At 64.5% G+C, this 12,706-nt stretch carries 13 protein-coding genes; 8 read left to right on the top strand and 5 right to left on the bottom strand.

What is annotated here, in order from left to right:
• Positions 1-3 precede the first annotated feature (3 nt).
• Positions 4-432, top strand: coding sequence for a SufE family protein (locus ACVWY3_RS17755; protein WP_456839613.1), 429 nt, complete (start codon positions 4-6; stop codon positions 430-432).
• Positions 433-543: 111 nt separating this feature from the next.
• On the opposite strand, the gene ACVWY3_RS17760 is transcribed toward ACVWY3_RS17755, so the two are convergent.
• The gene (locus ACVWY3_RS17760; protein WP_456839614.1) at positions 544-960 is read right to left on the bottom strand and encodes a MucR family transcriptional regulator; all 417 of its coding nucleotides are present in this window, start codon (positions 958-960) and stop codon (positions 544-546) included.
• Between the two features lie 159 nt (positions 961-1,119).
• Positions 1,120-1,986: a DUF308 domain-containing protein gene (locus ACVWY3_RS17765; protein WP_456839615.1), complete on the bottom strand. Its 867-nt coding sequence runs from the start codon at positions 1,984-1,986 to the stop codon at positions 1,120-1,122.
• Positions 1,987-2,294: 308 nt separating this feature from the next.
• On the opposite strand from ACVWY3_RS17765, the gene ACVWY3_RS17770 reads away from it, so the two are divergent.
• Both ACVWY3_RS17770 and ACVWY3_RS17775 read left to right on the top strand, forming a co-directional pair.
• On the top strand, positions 2,295-3,944 hold the full coding sequence (locus ACVWY3_RS17770) for a glycosyltransferase family 39 protein (protein ID WP_456839616.1): 1,650 nt from the start codon (positions 2,295-2,297) through the stop codon (positions 3,942-3,944).
• 127 nt (positions 3,945-4,071) lie between these two features.
• The gene (locus ACVWY3_RS17775; protein ID WP_456839617.1) at positions 4,072-4,851 is read left to right on the top strand and encodes a class II aldolase/adducin family protein; all 780 of its coding nucleotides are present in this window, start codon (positions 4,072-4,074) and stop codon (positions 4,849-4,851) included.
• A gap of 112 nt (positions 4,852-4,963) precedes the next feature.
• Here the strand turns inward: ACVWY3_RS17775 and ACVWY3_RS17780 are convergent, their stop codons facing one another.
• From ACVWY3_RS17780 to ACVWY3_RS17790, 3 genes are all read right to left on the bottom strand, one after another.
• On the bottom strand, positions 4,964-6,358 hold the full coding sequence (locus tag ACVWY3_RS17780; protein ID WP_456839618.1) for a M20/M25/M40 family metallo-hydrolase: 1,395 nt from the start codon (positions 6,356-6,358) through the stop codon (positions 4,964-4,966).
• Between the two features lie 77 nt (positions 6,359-6,435).
• Positions 6,436-7,791, bottom strand: a complete 1,356-nt coding sequence (locus ACVWY3_RS17785) for a glycosyltransferase family 87 protein (RefSeq protein WP_456839619.1) — start codon at positions 7,789-7,791, stop codon at positions 6,436-6,438.
• Between the two features lie 98 nt (positions 7,792-7,889).
• On the bottom strand, positions 7,890-9,512 hold the full coding sequence (locus ACVWY3_RS17790; RefSeq protein ID WP_456839620.1) for a helicase HerA-like domain-containing protein: 1,623 nt from the start codon (positions 9,510-9,512) through the stop codon (positions 7,890-7,892).
• A gap of 348 nt (positions 9,513-9,860) precedes the next feature.
• On the opposite strand from ACVWY3_RS17790, the gene ACVWY3_RS17795 reads away from it, so the two are divergent.
• From ACVWY3_RS17795 to folK, 5 genes are all read left to right on the top strand, one after another.
• Positions 9,861-10,226 (top strand): DUF2267 domain-containing protein, encoded by a 366-nt coding sequence (locus ACVWY3_RS17795; protein WP_456839621.1) that lies wholly within the window; start codon positions 9,861-9,863, stop codon positions 10,224-10,226.
• 25 nt (positions 10,227-10,251) lie between these two features.
• The gene (locus tag ACVWY3_RS17800) at positions 10,252-10,659 is read left to right on the top strand and encodes a DUF4332 domain-containing protein (RefSeq protein ID WP_456839622.1); all 408 of its coding nucleotides are present in this window, start codon (positions 10,252-10,254) and stop codon (positions 10,657-10,659) included.
• 136 nt (positions 10,660-10,795) lie between these two features.
• The gene (folP, locus tag ACVWY3_RS17805) at positions 10,796-11,656 is read left to right on the top strand and encodes a dihydropteroate synthase (RefSeq protein WP_456839623.1); all 861 of its coding nucleotides are present in this window, start codon (positions 10,796-10,798) and stop codon (positions 11,654-11,656) included.
• Positions 11,653-12,021, top strand: a complete 369-nt coding sequence (gene folB / locus ACVWY3_RS17810) for a dihydroneopterin aldolase (RefSeq protein ID WP_008132622.1) — start codon at positions 11,653-11,655, stop codon at positions 12,019-12,021. The genes folP and folB overlap by 4 nt, the downstream gene beginning before the upstream one ends.
• Positions 12,022-12,157: 136 nt before the next feature.
• Positions 12,158-12,673 carry a 2-amino-4-hydroxy-6-hydroxymethyldihydropteridine diphosphokinase gene (gene folK, locus ACVWY3_RS17815; protein WP_456839624.1) on the top strand — a complete coding sequence of 172 codons (516 nt, stop codon included), beginning with the start codon at positions 12,158-12,160 and terminating at the stop codon, positions 12,671-12,673.
• The last annotated feature ends 33 nt before the right edge of the window (positions 12,674-12,706 follow it).

Below are 12,706 nucleotides of genomic sequence, written 5' to 3' on the forward strand. Positions count from 1 at the left end.
GATATGACGACGATCGACGAAATCAGGGACAATTTCGAGCTTTTGGACGAGTGGGACGACCGCTACCGGTATGTCATCGAGCTCGGCCGCACCCTGGAACCGATGCCGGAAGCCGAGCACTCCGCCGAGAACAAGGTGAACGGCTGCGTCAGCCAGGTCTGGCTCCAGAAGGTGGTCGAACGCGATGGTGGCGTGCCGGTCCTGAAATATCGCGGCGACAGCGACGCGCATATCGTGCGCGGCCTGGTCGCCATCGTGCTCGCGCTCTACTCGGGCCGCACGCCGCAGCAGATCCTCGACACCGACGCGATCGCCGTGTTCGACGAGTTCGGCTTCCGCGATCACCTGACGCCGCAGCGCTCCAACGGTCTCCGCTCGATGGTCGAGCGCATCAAGACCGACGCGAAAGAGGCGCTGGCGGAAGCGTCGTAGGAAGGGCCGCAGCGTGGGCAAAGCGCAGCGTGCCCACCATTCTGACTGCAATCAACGAGAAATCGCGGGCACGGCGCTTTGCCCCTTTGCCCGCGAAGTCCGAGGCTGGCGCTACTTCCGCTTCCGCTGCTGTTGTCCCAAGCCCATCTGCTTCGCCAGTTGCGAGCGCGCCACCGCGTAGTTGGGCGCGACCATGGGGTAGTCGGCGGGCAGGCCCCATTTCTCCCGATATTGCTCCGGCGTCATGTTGTACTGGGTGCGCAGATGGCGCTTCAGCGATTTGAAGCGCTTGCCGTCTTCGAGGCACACCAGATAGTCCGGCGCGATCGACTTCTTCAGCGACACCGCAGGCTTGGCCGGCTCGAGCGGCACAGCCTCACCGCGGCCTGACGACACCCGCACCAATGCACCATGGACCTGGCTGATCAGGTTCGGAATCTCGGCAGCTGGCGTGGGATTGTTGCCGACATAGGCCGACACGATGCTCGCCGTCAGCTCGATGAAATTCTTGGCCCCGGCATCCGACATGGGCTCGACCTTTCCCTTGAATCGCGTCTCCGGGCAGAGACGCTAGCAAAGTATTCCGTGTCAACAATACGTTCGGCTGAAATGAGACGACTGATGAATATGGGGCGATTACTGACGCCGTGACAAGAACGGCAGGTTTTACTTGGGCCAGGCAGCGCCTCAGCCCCGCTGGTCGAGATGGGCGCGCAGCTCGTCGATCGAGGCAAAGCGCATCATGCCCTCCGGCATCTGCGCTTCGATCGAGCCGTCGGAATAGAGCGAATATGCCATGCCGTCGACGACGCCGGATTTCAGCACTGTCACGGGCGCCTGCTCGGCCGGCGGCTCCGGCGCGGGCGGCGGCGGTGGCGGTGCTGACGGGGCAGCTTCAACAAATGTCGACGCCGAGCGCGGTGACGACGGACGGCGCGGGCCGGCCGCCGGTTCCTGCGGCCGTCCACGGTCCGGCTTCGGCCAGGCGTCGTCGAAGCCCGCGGGCGTCTCCTGAGCCTCCGTGGGCGCTCCAGGCGGCTGCGGTGGCGCGCTCTCGGCGGGCTTCGCCTCCGCGCGCTCGCGCTCCTTGCGCGAGGTCGAGGCGAACAACAGGTTGCGCCGGCGCGGCGCTTCGGGAACTGCGGGTGGAGCTTCCGGCTCCGGCGGCGGTGGCTCGACGCGCGGACGCTCGCGCGTCGCGGCCTCGCTCTGCCAGGGCGGCGGACTTGCGGCCGGCGGCGCCGGCTCGGGCCTTGCCGCGGGAGCAAGCGCCGGCTCGGGCGCAGGCGCGCCCGGCATCGCAAGGCCCGGCAGCACGGGCCTGACGCGAACCTCGGACGGCGCGGCCGATCCAGCGAGCCGGCGGGCGATGTTCCTCAGCTCGAGCACCACGAAATGCAGGCCGACCAGTAACATTCCGGAGCAGACGCCGATGGTACCAGAGATTATGAGGGTGCTGCCGAGGCTGAATTCCCTGACGGTGAAGCCAAAAGCGACCGCAACGAGGCCCGCCACAGCGGCGACGATGCCCGCGATCAACAATGCCAAGGTCATCGAATCCACCCCAGGTCGCGCATCCACACGCGACATCCTCTATGCCACGATACCGTCATACTATGTTCCGCGCCAACGGCGAATTGTAGGCCGCGTTCCGGAAAGGAAATCAGGGACTTATTCACATTCCCTTCAGCTAGGATTGGCTACTGCTAGACTGCTTCCAAGTTCCCGATTTTGCTGCGCCGCATCAGGAATTTAGCCATAATGCCCAATTACTTGGTAATGGAACTGCGCTATACGGAGTCCGGGGAACAGGCCCGCGCGCACCAGCAGGGCCGAGAGGGGATTCCGGGTCACCAATAGCCATGACATCCATCACGACTTCGGCGATCGACACGCCTCAACGGCGCTCGATCGAACGGACTTGCGACGATCTCGCCATGCTGGTGCTGGCTGCGGTCGCCGTCATCGCAGGCTTGACCTTCCGCGACTACGGACTCGGCTGGGACGACTACACCCACGCTGAATATGCCGATCTGTTGCTGCGCATGTACGGTTCCGGTTTCAAGGACACCGCCGCGCTCTCCTTCGCCAACCTCTATATGTATGGCGGCGGCTTCGACATGGTCGCGGCCCTCCTGCACAAGGTCATTCCGCTCGAGCTGTTCGAGACGCGACGCCTGGTCGGCGCGGTCGTCGGCGTGATCGGGCTCGCGGTGACGTGGCGGCTCGGCCGACGCGTCGGCGGCCCGCTCGCTGGTCTCGCCGCGCTGCTGCTGCTCGCGCTCTGCCCGATCTTCTACGGCCACATGTTCATGAACCCGAAGGATGCGCCCTTCGCGGTGGCCATGATCATCCTGATGCTCGGCCTCGTCCGGCTCGCCGAGGAATATCCGCAGCCGTCCCCGCGCACGATCCTGATCGTGGGTCTGGGTGCTGGCCTGGCGCTCGGCACGCGCATTCTCGGCGGTCTTTCGCTGGTCTACGCAACGGTCGGCTTCCTGCCGCTGTTCCTGGAGGAATTGCGCAGCGAGGGGCTGCGCGAGTCGGTGCGACGCTTCGCCCATGTTGTCTATGTGCTGCTGCCCGGCCTCGTACTCGGCTATCTCGTGATGGGCCTGATCTGGCCGTGGTCGATCATGGAGCCCGGCAATCCCTTCGAGGCGCTGACCTATTTCTCGCACTTCTTCGAGAAGCCATGGAAGGAGATGTTCGACGGTGCGATCGTGTCCGTGCCCGACATGCCCTGGTCCTATCTGCCGACGCTGTTCGCGCTGCAGCTGCCCGAGGTGATGCTGGTGCTGATGGGCGGTGCCGTGGTCGGCACCTTCGCGCTGCTGCCGCGCCGCGAGGTCCCGGCACGCCGCAAGACCATCCTGTTGATGCTGACGCTAGCTGCGACGCTGCCGCTCGCGATCGCGATGGTGAAGCGGCCGGCGCTGTACAACGGCATCCGCCATTTCGTGTTCGTGATCCCGCCGATGGCGGTGCTGGGCGGCATCGCCTTCGCCTGGACCATGGAGCGCCTGCGCGCCAATCACCGCACCTGGCAGCCAGTCGTGCTCGCGACCTTCTGCTTTGGCCTTGCGCTCTCGCTCGCCGAGATGATCCGGCTGCATCCCTATCAATACACCCACTTCAACCACATCGCCGGCACCGTGCGCGGCGCCGACGACCGCTTCATGCTGGACTATTGGGGCCTCGCGCTGAAGCAGGCCTCCGACGAGCTGCGCGAGCAGCTGGTCGAGCGCCAGGAAGTGCCGCCGGTCAATCGCAAATGGAAGGTCGCGGTGTGCGGTCCGCAACGTCCGGCGCAGGTCGCGCTCGGCCCCGACTTCACCATCGGTTGGGATTCCAACGCAGCCGATTTCGCCATGACGCTCGGCGAGTTCTACTGCAAGGGCCTCACCGCGCCCGTGATGGTCGAAATCAAGCGCGACGACGTCGTATTCGCCCGCGTCTACGACATCCGCGGCCGCAGCATTTCCAGCCTGCTGTCAGTGCCGGCGCCATAATAATCTTCTCCAGCGCAGCCCGCTCCATGCGGGCGACGCTGAACTGCCGCGCTCCTGACGCGCCTTGCTGCGAGCTCAGACCAAGACTACGCTCCCTCCCGCAACAACGATGTTCGGAGAGATGACCATGTCACCAGCGGAAGCGCGCCTGAAGGAAGTGCCGTCGAACATGACGGAGGCCGAGTGGCAGCAACGGGTCAATCTCGCCGCCTGCTATCGCCTCGTCGCGCTGTACGGCTGGGATGATCTAGTCGACACCCACATCTCCGCGCGCGTGCCCGGCCCCGACCATCACTTCCTGATCAACCCCTACGGGCTGATGTTCGACGAGATCACGGCCTCGAGCCTCGTCAAGGTCGACCTGCACGGCAACCAGCTCACCGAGAGCGAGTACAGCATCAACCCCGCCGGCTTCACCATCCATTCCGCGATCCACGAGGTGCGCGAGGACGCCATCTGCGTGCTGCATCTCCACACTCTCGACGGCACCGCGGTGTCGAGCAGCGCCGAAGGCCTGTTGCCGCTGAACCAGACCGCCCAGCTCGTCACCCACGATCTGGCCTACCACGACTATGAAGGCATCGCGCTCGACCACGACGAGCGGCCGCGGCTCCAGAAGGACCTCGGCAACCACAATCACATGCTGCTGCGCAACCACGGCACGCTGACGGTCGGCCGCTCGGTCGCCTCCGCCTTCGAGCGCATGTATCACCTAGAGCGCGCCTGCTCGATGCAGGTGCGCACGCGCGCGCTGGGCACGCCGGTGTATCCGGTGGACGACGTGGCGATCGAGAAGAATACCGAGCTGCTCGCCAACCGCGACCGCGCCGAGCTGCGCGCGACCAACCTCGTCTGGCCGCCATTGCTGCGCAAGCTCGACCGCGAGCTTCCGGGCTACCGGTCTTGAGATTTTCGGGATTTGGTGTAGGATCGCTTTCGAACGACCTCTGCACGTATTGGAATGAAACGCCGTCCAATCCCGGGCGGCGTTTTTATTTGAGTGAGTGATCGCTACGCGGTCATTTCACCTCTGCCAGCGCCGCGAGAATCCTTGCCCAGGAGCGGATGCCCTTCTGGAAGCTGCGGAGGTCGTACTTCTCGTTCGGCGAATGGATGTTGTCATCGTCGAGGCCGAAGCCGACCAGCAGCGAGTCAAGGCCAAGCGTACGCTTGAAGTCGGCGACGATCGGGATCGAGGCGCCCGAGCCCATCAGCACGGTCTCCTTGCCCCATTCCTCCGCCAGCGCCTTGCTGGCCGCCGCGAGCGGCTTCATGTTCCAGTCGAGCGCCGCGGCGGGCGCGGCGGAATGGTCGCCGAACTCGACCTTGCAGTCGCCCGGAATGCGCGCCGATACGTAATCACGGAACGCCTTGCGGATCTTGTGGGGGTCCTGCCCCTGGACCAGCCGGAATGAGACCTTGGCGGAGGCATGCGACGGGATCACCGTCTTCGAGCCCTCGCCGATATAGCCGCCCCAGATGCCGTTGACGTCGCAGGTCGGACGCGTGGAGGCCTGCTCGACCATCAGCCGCCCCTTCTCACCGGCGGGGATCGACAGGCCGACGGGCGTGAGGAACGACTTCGGGGTGAAGCTGAGCTTCTTCCACTGCTCCAAGATCTCCGGCGGCGTATCCTTCACGCCGTCATAGAAGCCGGGAATGGTGATGCGGTTGTCGTCGTCGAACAGGCCGCCGAGGATTTTGGTCAACACCCGAATCGGGTTCATCGCCGTGCCGCCGTACACGCCGGAATGCAGATCACGATTGGCCGCGGTGATCTTCACCTCTTCATAGAGCAGGCCGCGCAGCGCCGTCGTGATCGCCGGCGTTTCCGGGTCCCACATGCCGGTGTCGCAGACCAGCACGTAATCGGCCTTGAACTCGTCCTTGTTGGCCTCGACGAATGGCACGAAGTTCTTCGAGCCGACCTCCTCCTCGCCTTCGATCAGGAAGGTGACGTCGATCGGCAGCGAGCCCGTGACCTTCTTCCAGGCGCGGCAGGCCTCGACGAAGGTCATGACCTGGCCCTTGTCGTCTTCGGCGCCGCGCGCGACGATGATCTTGCGGCCGTCGGCGTGTTCGGTGACGACGGGCTCGAACGGCGGGCTGTGCCAGAGGTCAATCGGATCGACCGGCTGCACATCGTAATGTCCGTAGAAGATCACATGTGGCCGGCCGCCCACTCCGGTCTTGCCGACGACAGCGGGATGGCCGGCGGTCGGCCTCACCTCGGTTGAGACACCGAGGCTGGCGAGATCCTTGGCGAGATGCTCGGCCGCGGCCTTGCAGTCGCCGGCAAAGGCCGGATCCGCGGAGATCGACTTGATCCGCAACAGCGAGAACAGACGCTCCAGGCTGTTGTCGAAATCCTTGTCGATGTGGTCGAGCACGGATTGAAGCTGCGCATTGGCCATGGTCGTCTTCCCTGCTTTCGAGTCTCGAGACATCAGGCTTTTAAGATGGCTCTTAAGATGAGTTTTAAAATGGCTTTTTAAGATGGCTTGGCTTTTAGCTCCGACGCGGCGCCAGAGCCAGCCGCAACCGGCGGATGGCGGAGGTGCCATGCGAGGCTGCCGGCGAGAATGCCGGTGGCGGCAAGATTGTTGCCCCAGGCCTGGATGACATTGGGAAACCAGGGCAGTGCCAGCAGCAAGAGGATGCCGGCAGCGGCCAGCGCAAGCCAAGTTCCCAGCCGCACATTCGCCCGTTCGTCGAAGGCGGCGCGATGCATCAGCACCGTCATCGGGAAGAACAGCCACATGAAGTAGTATTGCCGCGCCAGAGGCGAGGCGATCGTCATCAGGCAGAACAGGATGCCGAGCTCCTCGGCATCCGAGCGCGCCGTCCTCCGCCGTTGCGGTGGCATCACCGCGACGAAGCCGAGCCCGAGCAGCGCCGACACCGCCAGCACGATCCAATTCGCCGTCTTGTAGTCGACGTCGATGACATTCATCGTGCGCGGCGGCTTGTTGGGATCCTCCTGATTGTAGTTGATCGGCCGGACCAGGCGATGCGTCACCGCGATGATGGACTGGTTGACCCACGACCAGTTCTGCTCGTCGCGCTGGCCAAAGCCCTTTTCCGAGCTCGATCCGACCATGCCCTGATACCAGGTCGCCAGCTCGGCCGCGTTGCGCTCGAAGCCGCGGATCGGCGCGGGCACCACATAAAGAAGCATGCCCGTGAAGGCGATCATGGCGCCGACAGCCGCCCATTTCCGCCGCCAGACCAGATAGGGCAGCACCGCGATCGGAAACACCTTGATGGCGGTGGCGAGCGCGAACATGAAGCCGGCGCGCCAGGGACGCTGATGCTGCAAGTTCCAGAAGCCCCACAGCATCATCGCGAGCAGGACGAGATTCGGCTGGCCGAGATCGAACATGTCGAAGGTGAAGGTCACGGTGACGATGGCCGGCAGCGCCTCCAGCCAGGGGCCAGCCTTGCGGCCCGATCCGGTCATGACGTTGGAGAGCGTCCCGGTGTACCACCACGCCAGCGCATTCAGGAGAGACAGCACCGTGTAGAGCGCGACCTTGCCGAACCAGCTCGGAATCGCGAGCAAGATCGCGGACAGCGGCGGATAGATGAATTCGAACTGGTGATGGACGTCGCTGGGATAGAGCGGCGCGCCGTGCAGCACCTGCTGCCCGGCCCAATACCAGAGCGCATAGTCCTTGGTCTTGCCGTTGTTGCCGAAAAACTCGGGACCGAGGACGTCGGCCGTCAGGATGAAGCAGCACAGCAGGAAGAGCAGGTCCAGCGGCGAGCGCAGCGACAGGCGTCTCGGCGCATCAGGCTTGGGTAGCGGGTCGGTCGAGGTCACGGTGGGTCCATTCGGCAAAGCCATGGACGTAGCAGACCGAAGCGGGCTTGGAGAGCCCCCTCACCCGAAATTGTGGTGGGGGTGTGGGCTTGACGAGCCTGCCTCAAACCTGGCTTGTCTGCCTAGCGGCGCAGCAGCCCGCCGAGCGCGCCGCGGACCAGGGTGCGACCGATCGAGCCGCCGAGCTGGCCGGCGACCGATTTGCCGATATTGGCCGCCATGCCGCCGATCACCTGGTTGGTCACCGACCGCGTCACGTCGCGCGCAATCACCTGTCCGGTCGACAGGCGGCCGCGCTTGACATTGGTGCCGAAGATGGTGCCGACGATCGAGCCGATCTGGCCGAGGATGCCGCCGCCTCCGCCGGCCGCGCCGGGATCGGCGGTCGCCGCCGTGCCGGCGATGCGCTTCTGGATCATCTCATAGGCGGACTCGGCATCGACGGCGGTGTCGTATTTGCCCTTCACCGGACTCACATCCATGATCGCCTTGCGCTCTTCCGGCGTGATCGGACCGATGCGCGCCGATGGCGGCCGGATCATCACGCGCTCGACCATCGCCGGCGTGCCGTTGCCTTCGAGGAAGGACACCAGCGCCTCGCCCTTGCCGAGCTCCATGATCACCTTGGCGGTGTCGAGCTTGGGATTGGGCCGGAAGGTCTGGGCCGCGGCGAGCACCGCTTTCTGGTCGCGCGGGGTGAAGGCGCGCAGCGCATGCTGCACCCGGTTGCCGAGCTGCCCCAGGACACGGTCGGGCACGTCGATCGGGTTCTGCGTCACGAAGTAGACGCCGACGCCCTTGGAGCGGATCAAGCGCACCACCTGCTCGATCTTGTCCAACAGCGCCTTCGGCGCGTCGTTGAAGAGCAGATGCGCCTCGTCGAAGAAGAACACCAGCTTCGGCTTCGGCAGGTCGCCCGCTTCAGGCAGCTCCTCGAACAGCTCCGACAGCATCCACAACAGGAATGTTGCGTAAAGGCGTGGCGACTGGAGCAGCTTGTCGGCAACGAGGATGTTGACCATGCCGCGGCCGTCGCGGTCGGTCTTCATGAAATCCTTCAGCGTCAGCGCGGGCTCGCCGAAGAATTTGGTGGCGCCCTGGTTCTCCAGCACTAGCAGCTGCCGCTGGATGGTGCCGACGGTGGCCTTGGTGACGTTGCCAAAACCCTGCGCCGCCTTCTTGATGTCGGCGAGCGGGCTTTCGTCGGCATCGGCGGTTTTCTTGCCGGCATCCGGCACGATGGCATCGAGCAGCGCGCGCAGATCCTTCATGTCGATGAGGGTGAGGCCGGCGTCGTCGGCGACGCGGAAAGCGACGTTGAGCACGCCTTCCTGCACGTCGTTCAAGTCGAGCATGCGCGCCAGCAGCAGCGGCCCCATCTCCGTGACGGTCGCGCGCACCGGATGACCTTGCTCGCCGAACACATCCCAGAACACCGTCGAGAACCGGTCGGGTTGGAACGTCAGCCCCATCTCCGTGGCGCGCTTGACGATGAAATCTTTGGCCTCGCCGACCTCGGAGATGCCGGAGAGATCACCCTTGATGTCGGCCGCGAACACCGGAACACCGGCGCGCGCAAATCCTTCCGCCATGACTTGCAGAGTCACCGTCTTTCCGGTTCCGGTTGCGCCGGTGACGAGGCCGTGGCGATTGGCGAGCGCCAGTGTCAGCCATGCCTGCTCGTCTCCCTTGCCGACGAAGATCTTCTCGTCGGTGTCGCCGAGCTTGCTGTCCTGTGCCGTCATTATTCTCTCTGAATCTCTCTGCCCGGTTTCGCGCAATGAAACTGAGCAAACCTGTTCCGTAGTTTAACGCATATCGCCCGCCATTTGAAACCGTTCAACAGGCCCCGCGCATGCGACATTGCCGGAAACAGACCGGCGACGTCAGCCAAAAGTAGGAATGCTGCGTTCGCACCGCGGCATTTTTTCGCTGTTTCCGTCTCCGGTCTTGCACCCTTGCAACACTTTTCGAGCCTTCGACAGTGAATCGGATCGTCGCATGCGTTCATCGCTTGTAATTCACACCACACCGGCTCAAGATCATTTTCGAAAGCAATACTCCGGCGTGCAACCGGTTGAGGGGCGGGTCTAATGGACGAGCTGATCGGGCAGCTGGCGACAAACGCCAGCATAGATAGTGCTGTGGCTGAAAAGACCGTGGGCATTATCCTGGACTTCCTCCGCAACGAGGGTCCTTCCGACAGCGTGCAGGCCCTGATCGATCAGATTCCCGGCGCGGAAACCGCGATCGAGGCCTCCAGGAGCAGCGGCGGCCTGTCGCGGCTAATGGGCGGCGGCCTGATGGCGGCCGGCACACGCCTGATGGGACTGGGGCTTGGCATGTCCGAGATTCAAAACATCGCCCGTGAACTTTTCCGCTACGGCCGAGACAAAATCGGAGCGGATCAGACGGGCAAAATTATTGCGGGGACGCCGGGCCTCAGCCAATTCGCCTGAGCGACTTTTTTTCATATCGAATATCATGACATATCCGATTTCCGAGATTGAGGGTCTGCCTGCTTTTGCCGCCAACAAGCTGAAGGCGCAGGGCATCCGCACCACCGACGCGCTGCTCGAGGCAGCCTCGACCGCGAAGGGCCGCAAGACGCTGTCCGCCAAGACCGGCATCAGCGAGCAGCAGCTGCTGGAATGGGCCAATGTCTCCGACTACATGCGCATCCCCGGCATGGGCCGAGCCAAGGTGGGCCTCGTCCGTGCTGCCGGCGTAACCACGGTGCGCGAGCTCGCCTATCGAAATCCGGCAAGGCTGGCGCAGAGCATGCGCGAGGCCAACGAGAAGAAGAAGCTCGTCCGCATCCTGCCGTCCGAAAAGTCGGTCGGCGACATCATCGCCAAGGCCAAGAAGCTGCCGCCGAAGATTTCGTATTAGGCTTTTCCGTCCTCCCGCGTTCGCCGGGACGACAGCGAGGATACTGCACGAGAGTGCCGCATCATCGCCCCCGGGCATGGCGCTGCCGCCGCCTCCCGGCTTGACACCCCCTTCCCGACCGCGCAAAGCGGGCGGCATGAATGCCTCGCCCTCCCCATCCGTCCCGCCGGCCGGCTCGGCCGGGCTCGATGCGCTGCGGACGCTCGTGGGCCGGCCCATTCCGGCGGTGATGGGCGTGCTCAACGTCACCCCGGATTCCTTCTCCGACGGCGGCGAGTTCATCGCGCCCGAGCAGGCGCTGGAGCGGGCACGGGCGATGATCGCCGATGGCGTCGACCTCATCGACATCGGCGCCGAATCCACCCGGCCCTACAAGGGCGCGAAGCCCGTCACCGCCGAGGACGAGCTGGCCCGGCTGAGACCGGTGCTGGCGGGCGTCGTCGCGCTCGGCGTGCCGGTGTCGATCGACAGCATGAAGGCCGAGGTCGTCGCCTTCGCGCTCGACCAGGGCGCCGCGATCGCCAACGACGTCTGGGGCCTGCAACGCGATGCCGGCATGGCGCCGCTGATCGCCGCAAGAGGCGTCCCGGTCATCATCATGCACAACCGCGACAGCGTCGATCCCGCCATCGACATCGTCGTGGACATGAAGGCGTTCTTTCTGCGCTCGCTCGAGATCGCGGCAAAGGCCGGCATCGCGCGCGACAAAATCGTGCTCGATCCCGGCATCGGCTTCGGCAAGACCGCCGAGCAGAGCATGACGACGCTGGCGCGCTTACGCGAGCTCGACATGTTCGGCCTGCCGATCCTCGTAGGCGCCTCGCGCAAACGCTTCATCGCCTCGGTCTCGCCCTCGGAGCCGAAGGAGCGGCTCGCCGGCTCGATCGCCGCGCATCTCATCGCCGCCCAGAAGGGCGCGAAGATCATCCGGACCCATGACGTCGCCGAGACCCTGCAAGCCCTGCGAGTCGCCAACGCAATCGAGAGCAAGCAATGACCGACACGATCTTCGTCACCGGCCTGTCGATCCATGCCCGCCACGGCGTGATGGATCACGAGACCGAGGTCGGCCAGCGTTTCGTCATCGACCTCGAGCTCTATACCGACCTGTCGGAGCCCGCGCGCACCGACCGGCTCGCCGATACGGTGTCCTACGCCGAAGTCGTGGCGACCACGACGGCGGCGTTCAAGAACACCAATTACAAGCTGCTGGAAGGTGCGGCCGGCGCGGTCGCCGATGCCATCCTGTCGCACTTCCCGCGCATCCGTGCGGTCAAGATCACCGTGCACAAGCCGCATGCGCCGATCGCCGCGATCTTCGATGACGTCGGCATCATGCTGACGCGCTCGCGGCATCCCTGACATGGCGAGTGGCCCGATCCTGACATTCGCACGGGCGCGCGGAGCCACGCTTGCGAATGTCAGGATCAAAAGGGCCACTCGTTCATTATTGTTTGCTCGCGGAGCGGATTTGACGTTCGCAGAAGGATGCTCGGCAATGGCTAGCGAACGTCAAATCCGCCCCGCGAGCGTGCTGATCGCACTCGGCGGCAATGTCGGCGACGTCCGCGCGACATTCAAAAAGGCGATCGCAAATCTCTGCGGCATGGCGCAAGCGGCGGTGATCGCGCGGTCCTCGGACTATGCGACGCCGCCCTGGGGCGACGAGGACCAGGATCCCTTCATCAATGCCTGCGTCGAGATCGAGACCAGTCTCGATCCGCACGCGCTGTTATTCGTGCTGCAGAAGATCGAGCGGAAATTCGGCCGCACGCGGGAGAAAGACCGGCGCTGGGGCCCGCGTACGCTCGATCTCGACATGATCGCTTATGACGATGTCTCCTTGCAGAAGCCCGACCTGACCCTGCCGCATCCGCGCCTGTTCGAGCGCGCCTTCGTGCTGGTGCCGCTGGCCGAAATCGCGCCGGATCGCGTGATTGCAGGCATTCGTGTGCGTGACGGGCTTGCCAGCGTCTCGACGCAAGGCATTGAGCGGCTTCCGGATACCGGTTAACCAAAAACAACCGTTTGCAGGGACGTGCCGCCG

The sequence above is a fragment of the Bradyrhizobium sp. USDA 4486 genome, from assembly GCF_054057995.1.